This is a genomic window from Oscillospiraceae bacterium, from assembly GCA_035380125.1.
In the GTDB taxonomy this organism is placed as follows: domain Bacteria; phylum Bacillota; class Clostridia; order Oscillospirales; family JAKOTC01; genus DAOPZJ01.
Window position 1 is genome coordinate 25,468 of the sequence record DAOSWV010000005.1, and the last position, 21,909, is coordinate 47,376.

The following is a 21,909-nucleotide window of genomic DNA, read 5'->3' on the forward strand; positions in this document are numbered from 1 at the left end:
AAACATGGTTAACGGTGAAATCAACTATTTTACATTTTCAAAAGTGGCATGGCGCTATTTCTTCCGGATTCTGTTCGGAATTGTGCTGTGTATCGTGATGTACGGCACGTTTTTCAGCTTCTTCGATGCTGCATGGTATCAGAGGCTGTTGAGCGTGTTGACGTTGGCTTTGCTTGTCTATATGCTTTATACCGGCATGTGGAGCGTGGGCGTTCATGACAAGGACGAGGTGTTTTTCCAGCGAATGAAAATGAATCCTCTGAGGGGGCTTTCTGTTTCAGGGGTTGTAAGCATTCCGTATTTTATTCTCAATCTGTCTTTAATGTTAATCTGCGTCAATACGGACAGCGACAAAAATTTCGATATGGTCAGACTGATTTTCAATCTGATTAACGCACCGTTTTTATTTATCAACTTGGCAACCGATTATCATAATATCGGTAGTGCCATTATCGCAGGTATCTTCCTTCCGCTCACGATTATCGGAATCGGCGGCCTCAGTTATTATCTCGGCCTTAAGAATATTTCAATCCTGCAATTGAGCGTTTATAAGGATGAAAAAGATAAAAACGAGGAGAATAAATGAATTTGACGCATCAATTCGGGAAAGGCGCGCAGGCGGATATCTATCTGGAAGATGGGTTCATTTATAAGGCGTTTCGTTCAGAAGACCGAAAATCAGACGCCTTTTGGGAGGCGACCGTAACTTCAATTGCGGAGTCGGCGGGGCTGCCGGTTGCAAGGATTCATGAAGTTGTGAACATCGACGGAAAACCCGTTTTGAAAATGGACTACCTCAACCAAGAAACTCGATAATATCCAAAAAACAGCTTTACTTTAAAAACTGAAGCTTACCGAACGGGAATTGTCTGTGTCACTGCGATTTTCATGGATTTAATATCATTTGCGCCAAAGATCGGGATTATATCATTGATTGGCTGAACACGGTTACCGGTTGTGCTTATGCGGACGTCTGCTATACTTATATGTTGTACGAGCTTTATTTTAAAGAGATTTCACAGAGGTATCTGGAAACTTATTGCCGGCGTCGGAATATTGAAAAGGAGAGTGTTTTGGAATGGCTTCCGGTCATTGCAGTGGTGCGGCTTGATGATAACAACCCGAATAATTATAATCAATTGATGTCGTGGGTCGGTCAAATATTATAAGATTCGCTTACACAAGTAATACCATCGGGTTGCTGCTCATATCATAAACGGGTGATAACGTAAATGTTTTCAACCTACTATAATTGCCGGTTCACGGTGAGATTGGAATGGATATGAGCGGATTTTCAGTGAAAAAGGCCTACACATGGGCGGCAGTGTTGCTGTCGGCTGTCATATTTCTTACATTCGGGGTTTCGGAAAATGCAGCGCGAACAGCTATATCATCGAGCGATATTGATGTAATTATCGATCCCGGACACGGGGGAGTGGACGGCGGTGCTATCGGGGTAACCGGAAGTATCGAAAAAGAGATCAATCTGGCAATATCATTGTATCTGCGTGATATACTCATCGATGAGGGGCTGAACGTCCTGATGATTCGTAGTACAGATATCTCAATCCACTCAAATAATGCTGTCACCATTCGACAGAAAAAGACCAGCGATTTAAAAAACCGGCTTGCGATCATCAACGCAAATCCAGACGCCGTTGTTATAAGTGTACACCAAAACAGCTTTACAGCCGGATATGTCCACGGCACGATGATTTATTACGGGACCGTCAATCCAAACAGCAAAGAACTGGCGGAAGAAGTTAAAAAATCGATTCAAAGCCTTCAGTCAGACAATCAGAAACAGTTAAAATCAGCGGGAAAAAATCTGTATCTGATGAGCAATGCAAAGGGTCCGGCGGTTTTGGTGGAATGCGGATTTTTATCAAACACAAATGAAGAAGCGCTGTTGAAAACTCAAAATTATCAACAGAGTATGGCTCAATCCATCGCCGACGGCGTGCTGGCTTATTTTACGAGCGGAATCATCGACAATCCGATGGAATGATTGAGACGAGAAAGGAAAAAACATGAAGACAAAAACGGTATATGTATGTCAGCAATGCGGATATGAGACCCTAAAATGGATTGGTAAATGTCCTTCCTGCGGCGAATGGAATACGCTTTCGGAAGAATTAAGGGAAACCGAAAAAGAGAGATCGTTCAAAACAAATAATCATTCTGCCGCAAAACCGTTTCGGCTTCATGAAATCACTTCGTTTGAACAAAAACGGACAAGCACCGGAATACGTGAATTTGATCGTGTTTTAGGTGGCGGAATTGTCAACGGGTCGCTTGTTTTAATCGGCGGCGATCCCGGTATAGGAAAATCCACAATATTACTGCAGATTTGCGGGAATCTGGGTAATGAGAACAATATACTCTACGTCTCCGGTGAGGAATCAGCGCATCAAATCAAATTACGTGCTGATCGGTTAAAGGTGGATTGTCAGGGTCTTGTTGTAATGAACGAAACGGATATTGCCGCAGTTATGGAACAGATTGAGACGCAAAAACCCGATCTTGTTATCATCGATTCCATTCAAACCATGTCGCATCCGGACATCTCATCTGCTATGGGCAGCGTGACGCAAGTTCGGGAGTGCTCAAATTTAATGATGAAAATTGCAAAATCAAGCGGTATTCCGATTTTTTTGGTCGGTCATGTCAATAAGGACGGTGCCATCGCCGGTCCTAAAGTGATGGAACATATCGTAGATGTGGTGATTTATTTTGAAGGGGAAAGAAATCTCAGTTATCGCATTCTTCGTACGGCCAAAAATCGATATGGTTCCACTAACGAAATCGGTGTATTTGAAATGCGTGATACAGGTCTTGAAGAAGTTCAAAATCCATCCGCAGAATTACTTTCCGGCCGTCCCACCCACGTCAGCGGCAGTTGCATCGGGTGTTTGATTGAAGGATCGAGACCGATTCTGTGTGAAGTACAAGCCCTTGTCAGCCAAGCTGGATTCGGAAATGCACGCCGCATGGTTTCGGGCTTTGATTTTAACCGCTGCTGTATGCTGATCGCGGTACTTGAAAAGCGCTGCGGTCTTCGCTTTGGCAACTATGATACCTATTTAAATGTGGTAGGCGGCTTGAAAATGGATGAACCCGCTTCGGATCTGGCAGTTTGCCTGGCGTTGGCTTCCGGTCTGACCGACAGACCGCTGAAAGACGATTTGATCGCTTTCGGTGAAGTCGGGTTAGCCGGTGAATTGCGTTCGGTCGGAAACGTCAGCCAGCGTATTTCCGAAGCAATTCAACTTGGTTTTAAAAGCTGTATTCTACCGTCAAAATGTTATGCGCAAATGAAGGGACATTATCCCGAATCATTTACGCTTTATCCGGCTTCGACGCTTAGCGGCGCCTTTAAATTTGCTTTCGGGGAAAGCGAAAAAGAAAAAACAAATAAATAAAATTTCTTTCACATATTCCTTCAAGACGGCGGCAACAATACAACAAAAGCCGTTTTGGAGGGATATTTTTGTCCGGAAAAAAGAGAGTCGGAAAACGAATCGCACTGCTTTTAGCGGTAATTTTTGCTTTTTCTGCCGCGTCATATTTATATTTTGGATCAAGATCATATGTAAAAGTGGAATGCATTACACCTGAAACGGTAAACAGGACGATTTACGTTACGGGTCTCGGTTATTTAAAAGAGGGAAAACGAACCGGCTATTATTTTGATATTCCGGTAAAAGTCGAACAGGTTTACGTCAAAGTAGGCGATGAGGTCAGAGCAGGGGATCCGCTTTTAAAAATAGATCTGAAAGCTACGGAATTAACGGCAAAAATGGCGGCAGCCGGGATTATATCGCAGGAGAGCAATTCAATTGAAACCGTAAGCATTATCGATTATTCAAAAAAAGTAAGCGGCGACATTAAAGAAATATTGGAAAAAATACCGGAATTCGTTTATGCGGCATACGATTGCGTTATCAGCGGTGTTTCGGTGCAAAATGACGAATACTCGAATCCTTATTCGCCACTGGTCACCATGTCTGATCGATCGATAATATGCGCCGAAATCACAGTGGATGAACGAGATGCAGAAGCGCTTGAAATCGGACAGCAAGCGATTATCAGCGGCAGCGCATTAACCGGTGACTATGTTGCCATTGTTACTTCAGTCGCTGCACGTGCGACAATGTCCGGTACGGATGCGACTACGTCCAGTAAAGTAGATGTCAGATTGGAGTTGTCGGGAGCAGATGATTCTTTGGTAATTAACTCACTGGTCAGAGCCGATATATCAATCGGGACAGTTGAAAATCTGTTGATTATACCATATGAAGCTGTATTTTTTTCTGATGAAAGCGACTATGTATATATCAACCAAAACGGAATCGCTTCAAAAATAAACGTAAAAACAGGGAGAGCATTTGATGACGGAATCGAAATTGTTACGGGAATTTCGACAGGAGATAAACTTATCGTCTCATCAAAAAGCGAACTGACAGACGGATGCAGCATCAAGGAATGAAATTATGAAAGTAAAGCTAATATACTTGTCATGCAGAAATATATTTAATAAAAAAATCAGAAGCGCATTATGTATTATAAGCGTTATGATCGGCGTTTTTTCAGTGATGTTTCTGTCGTTTTTCGGAGATTCGGGCGCTGCCGCGATTGACAATGAATTAAAAAAAAGCGGAATAGGCGGTCTTTTGATTTATAACACCAACAACAGCATTATATCTCAGCAGGAGTTAAATACAATTACGGCATCTAATGCCGTTTTGGAGACTGCACCTGTGACGATGGCATTTACTTCGGTGAAAGATTTTGAAGAGGAAAAATGTATTTCTTGGGCCATTGATGAAAGCGCGAAAGAATTGATTTCAATAGAGGCGGTGCAGGGGCGTTATTTTAACGCCTCCGATTTCAGAACATTCAGCTGCGTCTGTATGATAGATGAAGCATTGGAAAAAACCTTATTTGTAAATAAATCGGCGGTCGGTGAGACACTTCAGATTCTTGTAGGATCAAAGTATTATGAATTTAAGGTTGTCGGAGTCGTTAAAACCGGCGGCGGAATCCTGCAAAATTTCACATCGTATATGCCTTGCATGATTTTTTTTCCGCAGTACACTTATTCACGAATCAGCGGAATTATGGGATACACTCAGATTGCTGTAGATTTAAACCCCGAGATGAAAGCGGAAAAAGCAAAAGCGGAGATCTACCGCCGTATTAATATATCAACTATTAAAATCGAGAATTTAGCAAAACAAAAAGATAGTTTCAATAAAATCGCTAATATTACTAAAACCGTATTGTCCTGTGTCGGTATGATTTCAATGCTTGTGGCCGGAATCGGTATTATGACAACAATGCTTATGTCAGCAGAAGAAAGAAAACGTGAAATCGGAATAAAAAAAGCCATTGGCGCCGGCAGGGGAGACATCGTTGCAGAATTTTTAAGTGAATCTGTGATATTGATGATTTTCGGTTTTATATTCGGGTTGGTATTTGCAACAGCATTAACTTTGATCGTATCCGCTAGATTTAACATTATACCGCAGATTTCAATACAAAAAATCGGATTATATTTTATCATCACAATTATCTTAGGAATTATTTTCGGTGGATATCCAGCATATAAAGCGGCATCCATGAATCCCAGCGATGCACTCACAAAATAGTCTGACAAACATGAATAGGGTAGAAACGGAGGAGTGAAAAATTAATATTTAAAACTATACAAAATAAAGATTTTGTATTGACAAGGGAAGCGAAAAAGTATATAATGCTTATAATAAAGTACTCCTCCGGAAATACTGCAATTTCAAAGGAAACATCGAGACGATTTGTTTCAAATAACAACAATTATTACGAGGTGAAAAAATGAATTTTACTGATGAAAACATTCCGCTGGAAATTCGCCGGTATCTCACTTATATGCAGACCATTCGCGGAAAATCAAAAAAAACCGTTGAGGAATACTTTCTTGATTTACGAACATTTTTCCGTTATATCTGTAAACGCAGATATAAACTGGAATGTGCCTATGAAGATGTTGATATTTCAAAAGTTGACCTGGAACTTATCAAATCGGTAAGCCTTCAAGACTGTTATGATTATTTAATGTATGTAACTTCGGAACGTGATAACATGGCGGCTGCACGTGCCAGAAAAGTTTCAAGTTTAAAATCGTTTTACAATTATTTACATAAAAAGGCGGCTTTGATTTCAGAAAACCCGACGAAAGATTTAGATTTTCCGAAACAGCGCCGTTCATTGCCTAAATATCTCGATTTAGATGAGAGTATCAAACTTTTGGAATCAGTTGATTCTAAACATCCGGTTCGTGATTACTGTATTGTAACATTATTTTTAAACTGCGGAATGCGTCTTTCCGAATTGGTGAATTTAAATTTGAACGATTATAATCCGGAACTTCATACGCTGCGTTTACTCGGAAAAGGCAATAAAGAACGAATGGTCTATACAAACCGTGCATGTGATGAAGCCCTTGAAAAGTGGCTGGAAGTTCGTCCGAAAGAGGGGCTGAAAGATCCGGCGGCCATGTTTATCAGTCAGCAAAAACGCCGGATTAGCCCTAAAACCATACAGTGGATGCTTCCAAAGCTGTTTCAAAATGCAGGCTTGGGCGGCCGTGGGTTCTCCGCACACAAACTCAGGCATACGGCGGCCACCTTAATGTATCGGCATGGGAATGTCGATATTCGCGTTCTGCAGGAACTTCTTGGCCACGAGAGTTTGGCAACCACCGAAATTTATACGCATATTGTCAATAAGGATTTAAAACAAGCAGCAGATTCCAATCCGCTTGCTAAAGTCAAAGAAAAAACGAAATAGTATTTTACTCGCTTTCTTTATTTTCAGGTTGGTTTTCATCCGTGTTATCATTTAAATCAGCTTCGTAAGAGACGGAATCGAGCTCAGTCTCTTTTTCTGCACGCTCTTCTTCGGGCGCAATAAGATGATGATGAAAAACTTTGTATACACTGAAAACCTGCGAATAGCCGATTAGTGAAAATCCGATCAACCAAAACAACAGTAGCCAAGGGGTTAACGTGAACCCAAGAACACCAATGCCGACTAAAACAGCAAAAATGATGAGTGACAAGAAGTTTTCCTTTACACCCAAAAATGCGAAAAACAAGGCATTACGCACAATTTGCGGAACTTTCAGGTTGATGGAGACGATTTGAAGATAAACGTAAGGACGCATACTATAATATAAAAACAAGATAAATCCGATCAAACAAAGGGTAATCGTTGTTTTTAAATCCGCGCCGGTTGTCATAATGGCGCGAAAAAGGGTCCAAAAAGATAAAATGGTAGCAGCAATGACTGCATCGAAAACACCGAAAATAAAGGATTGTTTAAAGTTGGATTTGAATTGTTTGAAAAAATCCGAGAAAAAGTAAATATGTTTACCCGTTTTCAGGTTTTTGTAAATATAGAAACTCGCAGCGGTCAGAGGGCCGAGAATAATCCCCAAGATCAAAACGATTAAAATCATTAACGGAATATTAGAAATATATTGATTGTAATTACTGTTGGTCAGGATCAAATTGACCATGAAACCCAATAATATAACAGGAGAAAAAATAATTCCGTAAAAAATATTAAGCATAAAAAGCTTTCCGAGATTTTCGAAAACAGATTCTAAGAATACGAAAAGAGCCCGTTTTTTCTTTTCGGGAGCCTCTTCCCTGTAATATTTTTTATTAAATTTTTCCTGTGCCTTTAATTCATTTTCAAGAATTTTAGCGCGTTTGTCAGCATTCATGTGATTTGCAGATCTCCTATTATTTAATTGCGTAAATTTTTGCCGAAGCGATATTGCGATAATCCATCAGACGCATAATATCCTCTTCCCCTGCCCCTTTACCGACCAGATGAAAAGCGTAACTCTGCCGCAACATCAACGGCGTTACTTCCTTGACAATTCCGGCGTCTTTGGAATAATCTTTAATGATCTTCCAAAATCCCTGTCTGGTCAGGCGGGTCATCTGCTGATTGACAAAAAGCGGCGCTGATTGGGTAGGAAGGGCTTGAAGCATTTTCGTATAGGCGTTCATGTATTCCGCTAAAATTTTAACGGCCGTCGGATAGATTGTGATATTTCTGCGTTTTTTTGCGGATTTGCTGAGAATCTGGGATTTTGACAAATTTACATCCCCGACATTTAATGCAAGCAGTTCTGTAATTCGGAGCGCGGAAGCATAAGAGAGTTCCAAAAGCGCTCGATCACGAATGCCCTTAAAAGTGGCTATATCCGGCTGCGCAAGAATTCGGGAAACCTCTGATTCAGTTAAAATAACGGGCAGCTTTTTCTGCTCATGAATAATATTATACCCGGTAAGCGGATTTACGGTGCATATCCCGTCGTAGACAAGAAACCCGTAAAAGTTTTTTACTCCGGAGACAAAACGCTCCAGAGAAGCCGAAGAACGCCCTTCGTGCTCAAGAAAAGATATGATTAGTCCGAATGATTCGGTGTCAAGGTCCTCAAAATGATCGATTCCGAAATCCTTAATTTTGCGTTCAAGAAGATCCACGTCGTTTAAATAACAACAAGCAGTATTGGGTCTTACTTTCTTGACGCTTTTCAGGTATTCCAAATACCTTTCGCGCATCTTCAACATTCCTTTTAAAGTAATTTGTAAAACCCTAACCCTAAAACCCCATCTAACAGCGAACCGGCCGCAATGACCAATACGCATAACGGATACGCATATATCGGAATTTGACTTCCGGCGCGCTTTTTTCCGTTTTTCAAAAGCGAATTAAAATAAACCTTTGAGCCTTCAAATCCAAGAGATGCCGCATAAATTAGTGCACTGCAAGAAATGATGAAACCCGGCAGTAATCCGAATATGTAGAATGTAAAGCCATTCAGCTGTCGGTAACAGCATAAAGTTCCGGCAATCAGACCACTGGATAATCCCCTGATAAATAGTGCGGCACCCGCAACAGCAACACCGAATGCGAAGGTTGCGGATAATCCGCAAATTAAAAAATAAGCAAATGAAACAAGTATCGATCGGACAAAAAGAGAACTGAATGTCGGCTCGTTATATTGTGCGCAAATTCCGTCGTAAATACCGGAAATACCGCTTGTATCATTTGAATATAATGTTCCGGCCGCAATGGCGCCGATCAAAGTACCGCCGACCAAAACGGCAATGCAGATACCGAAATTTTTTAAAATCCTCGGCTCGTCCAAACCCAGCGTATGCGAAAACCTGATCAAAAAATCTTTCATTTTCAAACTCCTTTCGCAAGGACATGCTGATCCAATATATGCGCGAAAAGGAGCTTGTATTCGGATTATTTCTTCAGAATCTCGGCTTTGGCGGTACAGGCGTCCATCGCCCGAGCCACAGTGTTACAAAAGTCGCTTTCTTCCAGGACTTTAACGGCTTCAATGGTCGTTCCGCCCGGAGAACACACAGCTTTGACAAGGGCGTCAAGCGATGTTTCCGATTTTATAATCATCTCTGCGGAACCCTTGATGGTCTGTGCAACTAGCTGCCGAGCGACAGTTTCATCAAATCCGTTTTGAACGGCCCAGTCGACCATGGCTTTCGCAAAAAGATAAACGTACGCAGGGCTGCTGCCGTTGACGGCGATCACTTTGTTCATCATTTCCTCAGGCAAGACCACACAAAGGCCGCTTGCTTCGAAGATATCACAGACAAATTGAATCTGCTTCTTATCGGTCCCCTGCCCTCCGCAAACGGCGGTTGCGCCGATGCCGTTGGCAATCGGTAAGTTTGGCATCGTCCGAATGACAGGAGCATCGTTAAGACGGGACGAGATATACTCCGTCGTTACTGCGGCAGCGGTACTGACAAAGAATTTACCGGATACATCCGCCGTGTCCGTAATCGTTTTCAAGGTCTGTTCAAAATCGGCCGGTTTAATGGCGATAAAAATGCAGTCGGAATTGGCGATGACTTCCGCCTCGGAGACGCAGAGTTTTGTGTGATTGTCCAGAAGTGACTTTGCTTTCTCGGGGAATTTGTCACAGAGAAAAAGCTGTGTCTCTTTGAATTTTTCGCTCTTTCTCATCCCGGAGATCACCGAGGACGCCAAATTTCCGACGCCGATGAAACCCACAATCATAAAATACCCCCTCATAAGTCATTCACAGCAAATTTAAAAAGTGGTGTGAGGTAAATTATAAACGATATTGATTTCCATTTCAAGTGATTTTTATAATTTTTAAGATTCTTAAAACGTTCTTTTCAATTTTCTATAGGAATTATTCAGTATAAATGTCGAAAATTGTCGATAAAAACGATTATACAATCCCCAAATAGTGGTTGTCTTTTATTGTAATATATGGTAACATAATAATAACATATCATTTAGACAGATCCGAAAACTAATAGAAAGCCTGACAACCTGACCGAAGGAACGGAGGCAAAAGTGATGAAAATAAAAGCAAACCGAGCGATTCTATTCCTGATTGCCCTGCTTGCCCTAACGATGCTGACCGGGTGTCCGCCAACAATGCCACCTGTTGATAAGATATCCGCCAAGGAGGCCTGGGACATTATGAAATCTGCTCAAGAGACGCTTCCCGATGATGCCGTTCCCGTCTATATCAAGGGAACTGCAATGAAGCCGGAAAGTCCGATTGAAGAAGGAAAAGCCGGTATTTGGGACATCGGCTTTTATTCGGAAAGCGAAAACGCGGTATTGGTGGTTCATTTATACAATGAAAAAAACAGCGAACCTGCGCCCTTGCTGTCGGGTATATGCTACGACGACATCTCTCTCACGGCTTATGATCTGGCTGACTGGGAAATTGACAGCGCCGAAGCGTGTGAAATAGCAGTTCAAAACGGGGCTGGTAAAACAGAATCCATGTCTCTGAGAAGCGCTCGCTTTAATCTACAGAATTATGAAAATTATCCTTTCGAGATTTATTCTTTTATTCCTGAATCAACAAAACTATGTTGGGTAATCAGAGCTGGTGATGTATATTGTATTGACGCCAGTACCGGAGAGTATTTGGGCAGTTACGCCACATAATCGTTTAAGATATAATATTTTAAGCATCATAATCAATTTCTATTTTAAATTATAATGTCATAAAACCAACATCCTATTCATTTTTTCATATTTTATATAAAATCATCCACATTATCCCATACACCATAATTTACAAGGAAATAAGGAGGTTAAAAAATGAAAAAGCTCAGACAGTTATTCCAAATTTCCGCTCCGGTGATGGCTTTTCTGCTGATGATATCCTTTTCGGGTATCAACATCAGCGCAATGAAACTAAGCTCTGACACAGAAGCCACAGTCAGTTTGTCCGAATCTGAAGAAAGCAACGCATCTACAAGTTACTCCGACTTTTCGCTTACGCTCAGCTGGGACGACCCGATCGAGCTACTGTTGAAATAACAAACGGCGCTTCCGTGAGAACCGGCGGTTATGATATTAGAGTTTGCGTTCTTGCGGCGGGTTCAAATGTTTCTGTTTGTCCGATTATAGGTGGTATAATCGGTGCAGTTTATAATGTATACCAATCATTTTCAGACATTGCTACTTATCCTCCGCCAAGCATTGTTAATTTTAATATGGAACAGGATGAAGAGAGTCCAAACGCTATGAAGGCCATTCAGGTTCAGCAAGCAGTTGCGCTTGCTTCCGAATTTATGAAGATTATAAACAATGGTGATTATTTAGATTCCCTTCCAGTCATCTATCCGAATCCATTTGGCGAAAATTCCGATTATAGTTCATTTTATGGCGGTCTTGCTTTGTTTATAGGTTTAAATGTTTATAGTAATTGGGATGTTATTATACATGAGTACGGTCATTATGTAGCGGATGTTCTTACATCATTTGCATTTTTAATTTCAAATGATCATAATTTTAATACTAATTATTGGGATAGTAACACAGAGGATAAAGAATTTTCCACAAAACTTGCATGGCAGGAGGGATGGGCGGATTATTTCTCCTTATACACACAATATTACATGATAAACGAAGAACAGTATATTGGAGAAATAGTAAATGGCAACGGCACATTAGGTGATTTATTATGGTCAGGTTACTCAATTGAAACAGGTCGCAAAAACGGAGATAATTTCATTCCAAACGGCGAAGCAAACGAAGGTGCGGTTCAGTGTGTCCTTTGGGATATTACCGACGATTACGATTTAAACGAACCTTTTGATACGCTGAACTGCGATTTCAGGACAATATGTGATTATATTTATATCGGTGATTGCCTAACATTAAGCGAATTTGTTAGTTATTTTAATGCATATCTAAGTGATTCAGAGGAATATGCACTCGGGGATATCCTTTCTGAATATAATGTGTCTCCCGAACTCACAGGCCCAGCGGACGGCGCTGTGTTTTCAGCAATATCATCGCCGCCCACATTCACATGGAATCCGGGCGGTTGTATAAATCATCCAAACAATGTATTTAAGCTTACAATATATATAATGGAATCGGGGGTAGTTACAGAAATATTTGATTCCGCATACTTGACTTCTACAAGTTATACTTTATCTTCAACTGACTGGAATAACATCTTCAATAATTACGGGGACTGTACTCTTTACTGGGCAGTAAAAGGTTATCAAACAACAGATGATGATACCGGCCCTTATCTGTCAAACAGTTCAAGCATTATCCCTCTACCCACCCCTGAGCTGATCGCCGCTATACCGCTAGATGAAGATACGAATCTGATCTTATGGAATGAAGTTCCGACCGCAACAGGTTATACGATTTATTACTCAAATAGTCAAAACGGGGTATACGCACCGATTTCATATACTTATCAGCCGTATGCGCCAAACTCAACCGTCATGAGCTATACCGATACCGGTTTTACACTCGGTTATTCGCATTATTACAAGGTCAAGGCCACAATCGGAACAAGCAGTTCGGAATTTTCCAATGCCATGGCGGTGGTACCCAATTGTGATTTTACTTATACGCAAAATCAAAATGATACGTTGACCATTACCGGATATTCCGGAACCAGTCCTTCTGTTATAATTCCAACACAAATAAATGGTTATACCGTTACTGCAATTGGAGACGAGGCTTTTTCATATAGTACAATAACAAGTATCATAATACCCAATACCGTCACCAGCATTGGCAACCAGGCGTTCACATATACTATTGGATTATCAAATATTAATATCCCAAATAGTGTAACAAGCATTGGGGCATATGCATTTGCCTGTAGCGGCATTTCCGGTGTCAGTTTGTCAAACAGTTTAACCGATATTAATTATGGTTTATTTTTCTCAACAAATCTTGAAAGCATTGTTATCCCAAACAGCATAACCAGCATAAGAAGCCATGCTTTTAATAGTTGTTATTACCTGTCAACTGTAACCTTATCGAATAATCTCACCAGTATAGGGGCTTATGCATTTAATTATACCAATATCAACAATATATCTTTTCCGGACAGCATTGAGAATATTGATATGTATGCATTTGGCTATTGTGAAAACCTATCGAGTGTAAATATCAATTCATCATCTGATGATTTTATCATTGGAGATTACGCATTTGTCGGATGTTCAAGTTTATCTTCGGTCACGATAGATACTTGCGAAAGCATAGGCATGTATGCATTCTCTGGGAATAATGGTTTATTACAAGTAGAACTCACAAATGTAGAAGATACAGGATGTCAAGCATTTAGCAATTGTGATTCTTTAGAGGAAGTTACCGTTTCAAATGTAGGTACTATTGGTGATTATTCATTTTATGACTGTGATTCTTTACAGGAAATCGATATTTCCAACACTGAAATAATCGATACATATGCATTCTACGGTTGTGATGATTTGATATCGGCAGACATAGATGCTCTAGAAATAGGAGAATACGCTTTTTGCGATTGTCAGAGTTTATATGATTTAGATCTCGATGGTATTGAAACCATTGGGGACGGTGCTTTTAACGGTTGTATATCATTAACAGAAGTAGATATCCCTAGTGGTGTTACTTATTTGGGTGAATCAGCATTTGTGAACTGTACGGGATTAACACGAGTAGTAATACCGGGGAGTGTTTCGGAAATCAGTTATGCTGCCTTTGCAGGATGTTCAAGTTTGTATGATGTTACGTTGGGTTATGGCATAGAAAGCATCATGGAATATGCATTTGCCAGCTGCACCGCTCTTACGCAATTGACTATTCCCGTGAGTGTCACATATATTGATCCAACAGCATTCCAAGGCTCCGGGCTCGAGTAGGGTTGACTATCCCTAAAAACACTTCTTTTATAAAATTAATTGCGTTAGATAAAAAAATGAGGCGCTGTCATCAGCGCCTCATTTTTAATTCACTTTATATGCCGCAAGTCCGATTTATTTGATCATGCCGGCGACTTCGTCAGCGAAATTGTCCTCTTTCTTTTCAAGACCTTCGCCGCGCTCATAACGCTCGAATGCGACAACCTTGATCTCACCGCCGAGTTCTTTGCCAACACCGTTGAGGTATTGGGTAACGGAGATGTCAGCGTCTTTGACAAACGCCTGCTCGATCAGACAGACCTCTTTGTAATACTTCTTGATTCTGCCTTCGACGATTTTCTCTGCGATATTGGCGGGTTTGCCCTCGTTAATTGCAGAGGTTTTGGCGATTTCACGCTCTTTAGCGAGCGTATCTTCGTCGACGCTCTCTGCCGACAGGAACAGCGGGTTCATCGCTGCGATATGCATTGCGATATCCTTGGCTGCCTCAACGAATTTATCGGTGGCAGCGATGGCGTCGGTGGTGTCAAACTTGACCAAAACGCCGATTCTGCCGCCGCCGTGGACATAGGACATCAGATGCCCGTCCATCACGACAAAACGGCGGATCGAGATGTTCTCACCAATGGTGTAAATTTTATCTTTTAAATAGGACTCAAGGGGCTGACCGTCGCAGTCTTTGGTTAAAAGTTCTTCGACAGTGGCCGGTTTTTGAGTCAGAATGACATTTGCAATTTTAGCAACAAGCTCTTTAAAAGGATCGCTTTTGGCGGCGAAGTCGGTTTCACAGTTGACTTCGACAACAACGCCTTTTTTGCACTTCGTGCAGACCTCGGAATAAGCCATACCTTCTGCGGCGATTCTGCCGGCCTTTTTTGCCGCTGCGGCAAGGCCCTTTTCGCGCAGAATCTCAATTGCTTTTTCGGTATCGCCGTCCGCCTCTGTAAGCGCTTTTTTGCAATCCATCATACCTACGCCCGTTCTGGTGCGCAGATCTGCTACGTCTTTAGCGGTAAATCCCATATTAGTTCCATTCCTTTCATAAACAAATCTTTTGAGCTTTCTGAAAACGCTGTAAAAAGATCATTTTTATCAATCATATGATGCTTTTGATTCAGCGGTATTATTCAGCAGCTGTTTCGCCTGCTTCTTCCGTCGCAGCTGTTTCTTCCGTCGCGGCTGCGACATCCGATTCACCTTGTCTGGCTTCGAGAATGGCATCTGCCATTGCGCCGGTGATCAGTTTAACAGCGCGGATAGCGTCATCGTTGCCCGGGATGACATAGTCAATCTCGTCAGGATCGCAGTTGGTATCAACGATAGCGACGATCGGAATGTTGAGCTTTCTGGCTTCGGAGACGGCATTGCGTTCTTTGCGCGGATCGACGATGAACAATGCGCCCGGCAATTTGGCCATCTCTTTGATGCCGCCGCGGAATTTTTCAAGCTTTTCGATCTCGAGGCGGAGTTTGATGACTTCCTTTTTGGGAAGGATGTCGAACGTGCCGTCCTCTTCCATCTTGCGCAGTTGGGCAAGACGGGCGATTCTCTTATGATTGGTTTGGAAGTTGGTCAGCATGCCGCCCAGCCATCTTGCATTGACAAAATGTGCGCCGGAACGCGTTGCTTCTTCTCTGATAGAATCCTGTGCCTGTTTTTTGGTACCGACAAACAGGATCGGTTTACCCTCTGCCGCGACGCTGCGGATGAACATATACGCTTCGTCGAGCTTTTTCACGGTCTGCTGAAGGTCGATGATGTAGATGCCGTTACGCTCCGTGAAGATATACGGAGCCATTTTGGGGTTCCAGCGTCTGGTCTGGTGTCCGAAGTGGACGCCGGCTTCCAGCAGCTGTTTCATGGATACGACTGCCATTGTGGTTTCCTCCTAAAATTTTGGTTTTAGATCCTCTGCGCCGCTTTGGGGAGACAGTGCCCCGCTCAAAGAACCGTAATGAACGGCACCCCTTTGAGAACCCGACGCATGCGAATTCCGTGGTATTATACCACATTCAAAGGCAATTTTCAACTCTTTTGTGAGGATTTTTTTCGTGTTATGGTCTCGGTCTTGACCACAGCCCCTTCAACGGCTATAATTGGTATTAAACGGGAGGTGCGCGGATGGTTTGCATCGGTAACGAATGGGACGAATTACTCGCCGGAGAATTCGAAGCGCCTTATTATCAGAAACTCAGAGAATTTTTAAAATCCGAATATTCACATTACCGGGTCTATCCGAGTATGTATGATATTTTCAACGCTTTGAAATATACGCCTTATTCCAAAGTTAAAGTTGTCATTTTAGGACAGGATCCCTATCACGGTCCCGGACAGGCGCACGGGTTGTGCTTTTCGGTGAAAAAAGGCATCGAACCACCCCCTTCCCTCAAAAATATTTTTACCGAAATCAAATCAGATCTCGGAATCAATCCCCCGAATCACGGAGAGCTGACCACTTGGGCAAGACAGGGCGTGTTGCTGCTCAATACGGTGCTCACAGTCCGTGAAGGCCAACCGAACAGCCACAAGGGTGCCGGATGGGAACTGCTGACCACTAAAATCGTAGAATTGCTCAATGAAAACCCCAATCCGATTGTATTTTTATTATGGGGCGCAAACGCCAGAGCCAAAGTGCCCATCCTGACCCATCCCAACCATTTGGTGCTGACCACTGTCCATCCGAGTCCGCTCTCGGCTTATAACGGCTTTTTCGGATGTAAGCATTTCTCCAAGGCCAATCAATTTCTTGTTAATAACGGTATTGAACCGGTCAACTGGCAGATCGAAAATATATTATGCGAGGTGTCAAATTAATATGGAGTTTTTTGAACTCATTCAAAAGCGTGAGAGCTGCCGCAATTTCAAGGATGCTCCGGTTGAAAACAATAAACTGCTAAGATGTGTCGAATCGGCACGTCTTGCACCGTCGGCGTGCAATTCACAGCCTTGGCGCTATATTGTCGTTAACGAACCGGAACTCAGCCCAAAGGTTGCAAAATGCGTTCAGGACATGGGCATGAACAAGTTCGCAAGCAACAGTCCGGCTTTTGCGGTTGTGCTGGAGAGTGAAGCAAATTTAATGTCCCGACTTGGCGGCAAAGTAAAGGATCAGCAGTTTGCACCGATTGATATCGGGCTTTCGGTGGCACATTTCTGTTTGGAAGCCACGGATCTGGGTCTGTCCACTTGTATTCTCGGATGGCTTAACGAAACCAAACTGAAAGATTTGCTTGGCATATCAAAACAGGAACGCGTTCGTCTGGTGATTGCAATCGGTTATGCGGCAAATGATACACTTCGGACGAAACAACGCAAATCGCTTGAAACGATTGCGGAATTTCATTTTACGGAGGATAAAAAATGAACACGCATATTCTTTTGTTGTATGTGAGCATAGTCCTTGAATTGCTGGGGGTGCTCTTTCTTGCGCTGTTTTCCTGTTTGAAGCTGCACGGTAAATTCCGTGTGTTCATCATCGGCCTGTTTGTTTTCCTGCTTGTGGATGCGGTCGATTACATTGCAAAACAAATTTCTTTATCGACCGGGGCGTTTGATTCAAACGCATTCGGCGTTCAGATGATCGTTTTTGCGATTCAAGCCATTATTTTGGCTTTCTGCGCCTATTTCAGTGTCAAAGTTTTTGTCAATTTTTCTTACAGATACAAAGATTTTTTCACCATTGGCGCCGGTGCTGCTGCGTTCAAATTATTGGATGGGGCGAAGGAGCATTTCAGTTATCTGCAACTGCTTCTCGGCAATTATACTGTCACAGAGGGCGGCATGACAGCGGAACAATATCAGCAAAACGCCGATGCGCTCTTACAAATCCCCGTCGTGGATTTCGGGATTGCTCTTTTCGAAGTTCTGCTGACCTCTTTTATCATTATTCTGGCGGCTTATCTCGCCTCCAGTGCATTGGCCCGTGAGGAGGATTCAATGATCTATATTCCCATCGGAGCGGGTGTGTATCTCGTCTACAGCGCTGCATATTGGGCGTTGTTCCGGTATGTATCCATCTGGTTGGGACTTGCCGTCGGACTTGCTGCTGCGGTCGGTTCGATTTTTGTATTGCGCAGTGAGCGAGAGTAAATAAAAATCATGGTGCTGTGCCGTAAAAACAATACTGAAGCCGGCACAGTTTTAAAGTAATGTTTATCAGGTTTTTAAATTGGACCGCGTGGGAAATGACGCCTCCTCCTGCATACGGGAGTTTTCATCTGACGTTCTTTTTCGTCGGTCTTGCACTCAGCATTTTTTTAGCATGGCGGCTGCGTAAATTGAACGATAAACAAAATCGTTTCTTGCTCATTGGAATTGGTTTGTTACTAATTCTTTTCGAAGTTTATAAAATTTCCTTCCGTTATTTTGTTGTTTATAACCGAGACATAAGCAAAATTTGGTGGTTGTTTCCTTTTCAGCTTTGTTCCATCCCAATGTTTTTGTGCGTGATTGCACCGTTATTGAAAAATAAAACCGTTTCAGGCGCGATGTACGATTTCATGCTTGCATTCAATCTATTCGGCGGATTTATCGCATTCACCGAACCATCGGGGCTTGTACATAACTATTGGACGCTTACAATCCATGCGTTCGTCTGGCATATGACACTGGTATTTGTCGGACTTTATCTGGGTTTTTCGGGCCGTGCGGGTCTAAAACTTGAAAATTATAAACGGGCGGTGCTGCTCTATTTAGTTTTATGCGGAATTGCCTTCGGTATCAACTGTGCTTTTTGGAAAGTCTCCGGCGGCTCGATGAATAATTTTTATATCGGCCCGGCAAATTCACCACTGATCGTATTCAAAGCAATTTGTCAAAGATACGGCTGGTTTATCAATGACTTAATCTATATTCCATTGATGTGCCTTGGCGCATTTCTCTTCTATGCGCCGTTCTGCCTGTTCAGAAAAAAATTTCCGATTCGCAGAAAACCCCACCCGGTTACATAGACTTGATGACACACTAAAAACGTCATAAAACGCAGGGGCCGCAGCAATTGCTGCGGCCCCTGCTCTTTTATGATGTTTATTTAAACGGATTCTCCGTTTTATAAGGTAGTGACGCCGGTTGATTGTAGTTGATGTCTTCGACGCTGAGCAGTTTCAACACCTCGAATAAGGTTTTTCCGACGTGTGCAAATCCGATTCCGGCGTGGTGCGGAAAGTGTTTTTCAATCAGGACGTGGCGGTAAAACCGGCCCATTTCCGGGATTGCCATAACACCGATACCGCCGAATGAACAGGGATCGATATCGAGAATCTGCCCCTGTGCAACATAACTCGAAATATGACCTTCTGCGGCGCCTTGAATGCGGAACATCGTGACATCACCGGGTTTCAGCTGACCTTCTAGCGTTCCGCGGCTGACATTGGGTTCGCTGTTGGGTTCGATCAGACGTTTCATAATCAACTGATATTTCAATGCGCCGGTCTTAGGTTTCAGATTGCACATGGAAGTGTTTCCGCAATGAAACCCCATGAACAATTCTTCATTGGTGAGGCTTCCGATGGTGCGGTGGTTCTTTTTATACATATCGGCCGGGACCGTGTTGTTGACATCGAGCAGCGTCGGCGTCATTCCGGTCGCAAGATAGAGTATGTATTCGGACAGCGCGCCATAGGAGTCGGTTTCGCAGGCGACCGGATAGCCTTTTGCCGCCAGACGGGAATTGACATAGCACGGGACAAAGCCGAACATGGTCTGGAACGCCGGCCAGCACTTGTTGGCAAAAACGCCGTATTCACAGATACCCAGATTATTTTCGAGCCAATCGATGAGCGTAATCTCGTATTGGGCAAGTTTATCCATGACTGCCGGGAAGTTATTGTGTCCCTCAAGCTCGTTTTCCATCTCGCATTTGACCTGTGCAATGCGCGGATCATCTGCGTGTTTCAAATAGGCGTCATACAGGTCAAGTTCCGAATTCTCCTGGATTTCAACGCCGAGATCGAAAAGTTGCTTGATCGGCGCGTTGCAAGCGATAAAATTAAACGGTCTGGGGCCGAACGAAAAAATCTTCAGCTTTTTCACTCCGACGTAAACTCGGGCAATCGGAATAAATTCCTCAATCATTGCCGCCACTGCATCGGGCGTGCCGACCGGATATTCCGGGATATAGGCTTTGACTTTGCGCAAACCGAGATTAAACGAGGCATTCAGCATTCCGCAGTAGGCGTCTCCGCGATTCCCCATCAACGCGTCCCCGCTGTTTTCCTCGCCGGCGCCAACCACCATAACCGGTCCCTCAAAGCGTTGGGCAAGCATGGTCTCGGGCCCTTCAGGGCCGAAATTCCCCAAAAAGACGACCATTGCGTTCACACCGGCATCTTTCAACTGGGAGAGCGCTTTGGGTACATCCGGTTCGTCCTCGACGATCTGCGGACATTCAAAAACAGAAAAACCGAGTTTCTTGCATTCGGCAACCACGGCGGAACGTCTTTCCCGAGAGAGATCTTTTGGGAAACAATCGCGGCTGACTGCGACGATTCCGAGTTTTACGGTCGGTGCATTTTGCATATATAAAACCTCCTAGAATTGCTGTACCAAGTTTAACATTCCCCACTCCGGCTGTCAAGTTCATTTTTTCGTTGATGCGCTCATATATTTTGCACAGATACAAACGCCGCGAAAAGGATGGATGATTGATATGACCACATACAGGCGTTACAACAAGCCGCAAAACGACCGGGAGAAACAACCCGATTCTCAGCCCAAAAAATCGCCATTATCAGTGTTTGAGCTGCAGTGTATCGTCGTTTTTCTATTAATTGCTTCATTGTTATTAATCAAGGCCTTTGCTGCTGATACATTTGAAAAGATCAATGGTTTCATCGGCGGCGCAATCGGGGAAACATCGTCTTCCGAGACATCTTCACAGCAGACGGCTGCGGAGAAACTCGCCGAATATATCGCCGGACAGCTTGGGGAATCAGAGATCTCCGAGCCTGCGACCTCAACGCAGCCGGAAGAAAGTGAAGTGCCCGAAGAGACCGAGACCTCCGAGCTTCAGGATATACTTTCAGGTCTCTCCGTTTCCGGAGAGGATATATTGGCTGTTCAGACGATTAGCATCAGCAATTATAAAATTGATAATGAGGAGACCGTCACCTATTGCGGCGATCTCGTACCGGTATCGTTGCTGACCGAGACCGATACCGCAAAAACCGATAGTTTTGCGCAGAAAGCCGAAGGCGGTCTGTTAAAAGCGCCGGACGGCTGCAGTTTTGAACCGTATTTCAGCGACGTAAAACTAAATGCGCCGATCACGGGAAAGATCACTTGCAAATTCGGATACCGTTATCATCCGATCACAGGTTTATTCGGTTTTCATACCGGTACCGATATTGCCGCAAATTCAGGTACTGCCATTTATGCAGCTGCCGCAGGTAAAGTCATTGAGCGCGGTTACAGCGACGTTTGGGGATATTACATGCTCATCCAGCACAGTGACAGCACTCAAACCTTTTATGCACACTGCAAGAAATTGTTGAAGAGCAAAGGTGCAAGCGTAAAAAGCGGAGAAAAGATCGCCACTGTCGGCAGCACGGGCTGGTCAACGGGACCGCATCTGCATTTTGAAGTTCGAATCAACGGCGTCTATGTAGATCCAGAATGGATTCTGTAAGCGGCAGTCAAATAAAAATTACCATCAGCTTTTGGGCGGTCG

The 21,909-nt window shown here is 43.2% G+C and carries 22 protein-coding genes; 15 read left to right on the top strand and 7 right to left on the bottom strand.

Features of this window, described 5'->3' with window-relative positions:
* The first annotated feature begins 4 nt into the window (after positions 1-4).
* The 7 genes from PK629_02595 to PK629_02625 all read left to right on the top strand — a co-directional run bounded on the left by PK629_02595 (position 5) and on the right by PK629_02625 (position 6,828).
* Positions 5-586: a hypothetical protein gene (locus PK629_02595; protein ID HOP10357.1), complete on the top strand. Its 582-nt coding sequence runs from the start codon at positions 5-7 to the stop codon at positions 584-586.
* Positions 583-816, top strand: a complete 234-nt coding sequence (locus PK629_02600) for a hypothetical protein (protein HOP10358.1) — start codon at positions 583-585, stop codon at positions 814-816. Before PK629_02595 ends, PK629_02600 begins: the two co-directional genes overlap by 4 nt.
* Before the next feature lie 466 nt (positions 817-1,282).
* A complete protein-coding gene (locus PK629_02605; protein ID HOP10359.1) occupies positions 1,283-2,008 on the top strand; it encodes an N-acetylmuramoyl-L-alanine amidase in 726 nt (241 codons plus the stop codon).
* A 22-nt stretch (positions 2,009-2,030) separates the two neighbouring features.
* Positions 2,031-3,422, top strand: coding sequence for a DNA repair protein RadA (gene radA / locus PK629_02610; protein ID HOP10360.1), 1,392 nt, complete (start codon positions 2,031-2,033; stop codon positions 3,420-3,422).
* 68 nt (positions 3,423-3,490) lie between these two features.
* Positions 3,491-4,489 (top strand): HlyD family efflux transporter periplasmic adaptor subunit, encoded by a 999-nt coding sequence (locus PK629_02615; protein HOP10361.1) that lies wholly within the window; start codon positions 3,491-3,493, stop codon positions 4,487-4,489.
* A 4-nt stretch (positions 4,490-4,493) separates the two neighbouring features.
* Positions 4,494-5,651, top strand: coding sequence for an ABC transporter permease (locus tag PK629_02620; GenBank protein ID HOP10362.1), 1,158 nt, complete (start codon positions 4,494-4,496; stop codon positions 5,649-5,651).
* A gap of 202 nt (positions 5,652-5,853) precedes the next feature.
* Positions 5,854-6,828 (top strand): tyrosine recombinase XerC, encoded by a 975-nt coding sequence (locus PK629_02625; protein ID HOP10363.1) that lies wholly within the window; start codon positions 5,854-5,856, stop codon positions 6,826-6,828.
* 4 nt (positions 6,829-6,832) lie between these two features.
* Here the strand turns inward: PK629_02625 and PK629_02630 are convergent, their stop codons facing one another.
* From PK629_02630 to proC, 4 genes are all read right to left on the bottom strand, one after another.
* Complete coding sequence (locus PK629_02630; GenBank protein HOP10364.1) at positions 6,833-7,768, bottom strand: DUF624 domain-containing protein; 936 nt, start codon at positions 7,766-7,768, stop codon at positions 6,833-6,835.
* 19 nt (positions 7,769-7,787) lie between these two features.
* A complete protein-coding gene (locus PK629_02635) occupies positions 7,788-8,618 on the bottom strand; it encodes a tyrosine-type recombinase/integrase (protein HOP10365.1) in 831 nt (276 codons plus the stop codon).
* A 14-nt stretch (positions 8,619-8,632) separates the two neighbouring features.
* A complete protein-coding gene (locus PK629_02640) occupies positions 8,633-9,247 on the bottom strand; it encodes a stage II sporulation protein M (protein HOP10366.1) in 615 nt (204 codons plus the stop codon).
* A gap of 65 nt (positions 9,248-9,312) precedes the next feature.
* The gene (proC, locus tag PK629_02645; protein ID HOP10367.1) at positions 9,313-10,110 is read right to left on the bottom strand and encodes a pyrroline-5-carboxylate reductase; all 798 of its coding nucleotides are present in this window, start codon (positions 10,108-10,110) and stop codon (positions 9,313-9,315) included.
* Between the two features lie 309 nt (positions 10,111-10,419).
* Between proC and PK629_02650 the strand changes: the two genes are divergently transcribed.
* The 3 genes from PK629_02650 (at position 10,420) to PK629_02660 (ending at position 14,243) form a co-directional block, all read left to right on the top strand.
* Positions 10,420-11,025 (top strand): hypothetical protein, encoded by a 606-nt coding sequence (locus tag PK629_02650; protein ID HOP10368.1) that lies wholly within the window; start codon positions 10,420-10,422, stop codon positions 11,023-11,025.
* 156 nt (positions 11,026-11,181) lie between these two features.
* Positions 11,182-11,403 carry a hypothetical protein gene (locus tag PK629_02655; protein ID HOP10369.1) on the top strand — a complete coding sequence of 74 codons (222 nt, stop codon included), beginning with the start codon at positions 11,182-11,184 and terminating at the stop codon, positions 11,401-11,403.
* Positions 11,404-11,417: 14 nt separating this feature from the next.
* Entirely contained in the window at positions 11,418-14,243 is a 2,826-nt protein-coding gene (locus PK629_02660) for a leucine-rich repeat domain-containing protein (GenBank protein HOP10370.1), read from the top strand.
* 114 nt (positions 14,244-14,357) lie between these two features.
* Here PK629_02660 and tsf read toward each other — a convergent pair whose 3' ends face one another.
* Positions 14,358-15,266 (bottom strand): translation elongation factor Ts, encoded by a 909-nt coding sequence (gene tsf / locus PK629_02665; protein ID HOP10371.1) that lies wholly within the window; start codon positions 15,264-15,266, stop codon positions 14,358-14,360.
* A gap of 100 nt (positions 15,267-15,366) precedes the next feature.
* Positions 15,367-16,119, bottom strand: coding sequence for a 30S ribosomal protein S2 (rpsB, locus tag PK629_02670; protein HOP10372.1), 753 nt, complete (start codon positions 16,117-16,119; stop codon positions 15,367-15,369).
* A 245-nt stretch (positions 16,120-16,364) separates the two neighbouring features.
* Here rpsB and PK629_02675 point away from each other — a divergent pair, with 245 nt between their 5' ends.
* From PK629_02675 to PK629_02690, 4 genes are all read left to right on the top strand, one after another.
* Positions 16,365-17,057, top strand: a complete 693-nt coding sequence (locus PK629_02675) for a uracil-DNA glycosylase (protein HOP10373.1) — start codon at positions 16,365-16,367, stop codon at positions 17,055-17,057.
* 1 nt (position 17,058) lies between these two features.
* Entirely contained in the window at positions 17,059-17,607 is a 549-nt protein-coding gene (locus tag PK629_02680; protein HOP10374.1) for a nitroreductase family protein, read from the top strand.
* On the top strand, positions 17,604-18,332 hold the full coding sequence (locus tag PK629_02685) for a hypothetical protein (protein HOP10375.1): 729 nt from the start codon (positions 17,604-17,606) through the stop codon (positions 18,330-18,332). The genes PK629_02680 and PK629_02685 overlap by 4 nt, the downstream gene beginning before the upstream one ends.
* A 95-nt stretch (positions 18,333-18,427) precedes the next feature.
* Positions 18,428-19,192, top strand: coding sequence for a YwaF family protein (locus PK629_02690; GenBank protein HOP10376.1), 765 nt, complete (start codon positions 18,428-18,430; stop codon positions 19,190-19,192).
* A gap of 76 nt (positions 19,193-19,268) precedes the next feature.
* On the opposite strand, the gene PK629_02695 is transcribed toward PK629_02690, so the two are convergent.
* Positions 19,269-20,759 (bottom strand): fucose isomerase, encoded by a 1,491-nt coding sequence (locus PK629_02695; protein ID HOP10377.1) that lies wholly within the window; start codon positions 20,757-20,759, stop codon positions 19,269-19,271.
* Positions 20,760-20,889: 130 nt separating this feature from the next.
* Here PK629_02695 and PK629_02700 point away from each other — a divergent pair, with 130 nt between their 5' ends.
* Complete coding sequence (locus PK629_02700) at positions 20,890-21,867, top strand: M23 family metallopeptidase (protein HOP10378.1); 978 nt, start codon at positions 20,890-20,892, stop codon at positions 21,865-21,867.
* Positions 21,868-21,909: the final 42 nt, after the last annotated feature.

What these genes read in the sequence shown, in the direction of transcription:
- PK629_02620 (HOP10362.1), top strand. Translation starts at nt 4,494, where the DNA reads ATGAAAGTAAAGCTAATATACTTGTCATGCAGAAATATATTTAATAAA.
- PK629_02630 (HOP10364.1), bottom strand. Translation starts at nt 7,768, where the DNA reads ATGAATGCTGACAAACGCGCTAAAATTCTTGAAAATGAATTAAAGGCA.
- PK629_02600 (HOP10358.1), top strand. Translation starts at nt 583, where the DNA reads ATGAATTTGACGCATCAATTCGGGAAAGGCGCGCAGGCGGATATCTAT.
- PK629_02700 (HOP10378.1), top strand. Translation starts at nt 20,890, where the DNA reads ATGACCACATACAGGCGTTACAACAAGCCGCAAAACGACCGGGAGAAA.
- radA (HOP10360.1), top strand. Translation starts at nt 2,031, where the DNA reads ATGAAGACAAAAACGGTATATGTATGTCAGCAATGCGGATATGAGACC.
- PK629_02680 (HOP10374.1), top strand. Translation starts at nt 17,059, where the DNA reads ATGGAGTTTTTTGAACTCATTCAAAAGCGTGAGAGCTGCCGCAATTTC.
- PK629_02675 (HOP10373.1), top strand. Translation starts at nt 16,365, where the DNA reads ATGGTTTGCATCGGTAACGAATGGGACGAATTACTCGCCGGAGAATTC.
- PK629_02695 (HOP10377.1), bottom strand. Translation starts at nt 20,759, where the DNA reads ATGCAAAATGCACCGACCGTAAAACTCGGAATCGTCGCAGTCAGCCGC.
- PK629_02605 (HOP10359.1), top strand. Translation starts at nt 1,283, where the DNA reads ATGAGCGGATTTTCAGTGAAAAAGGCCTACACATGGGCGGCAGTGTTG.
- proC (HOP10367.1), bottom strand. Translation starts at nt 10,110, where the DNA reads ATGATTGTGGGTTTCATCGGCGTCGGAAATTTGGCGTCCTCGGTGATC.
- PK629_02625 (HOP10363.1), top strand. Translation starts at nt 5,854, where the DNA reads ATGAATTTTACTGATGAAAACATTCCGCTGGAAATTCGCCGGTATCTC.
- PK629_02640 (HOP10366.1), bottom strand. Translation starts at nt 9,247, where the DNA reads ATGAAAGATTTTTTGATCAGGTTTTCGCATACGCTGGGTTTGGACGAG.
- rpsB (HOP10372.1), bottom strand. Translation starts at nt 16,119, where the DNA reads ATGGCAGTCGTATCCATGAAACAGCTGCTGGAAGCCGGCGTCCACTTC.
- PK629_02650 (HOP10368.1), top strand. Translation starts at nt 10,420, where the DNA reads ATGAAAATAAAAGCAAACCGAGCGATTCTATTCCTGATTGCCCTGCTT.
- tsf (HOP10371.1), bottom strand. Translation starts at nt 15,266, where the DNA reads ATGGGATTTACCGCTAAAGACGTAGCAGATCTGCGCACCAGAACGGGC.
- PK629_02595 (HOP10357.1), top strand. Translation starts at nt 5, where the DNA reads ATGGTTAACGGTGAAATCAACTATTTTACATTTTCAAAAGTGGCATGG.
- PK629_02635 (HOP10365.1), bottom strand. Translation starts at nt 8,618, where the DNA reads ATGCGCGAAAGGTATTTGGAATACCTGAAAAGCGTCAAGAAAGTAAGA.
- PK629_02655 (HOP10369.1), top strand. Translation starts at nt 11,182, where the DNA reads ATGAAAAAGCTCAGACAGTTATTCCAAATTTCCGCTCCGGTGATGGCT.
- PK629_02685 (HOP10375.1), top strand. Translation starts at nt 17,604, where the DNA reads ATGAACACGCATATTCTTTTGTTGTATGTGAGCATAGTCCTTGAATTG.
- PK629_02690 (HOP10376.1), top strand. Translation starts at nt 18,428, where the DNA reads ATGACGCCTCCTCCTGCATACGGGAGTTTTCATCTGACGTTCTTTTTC.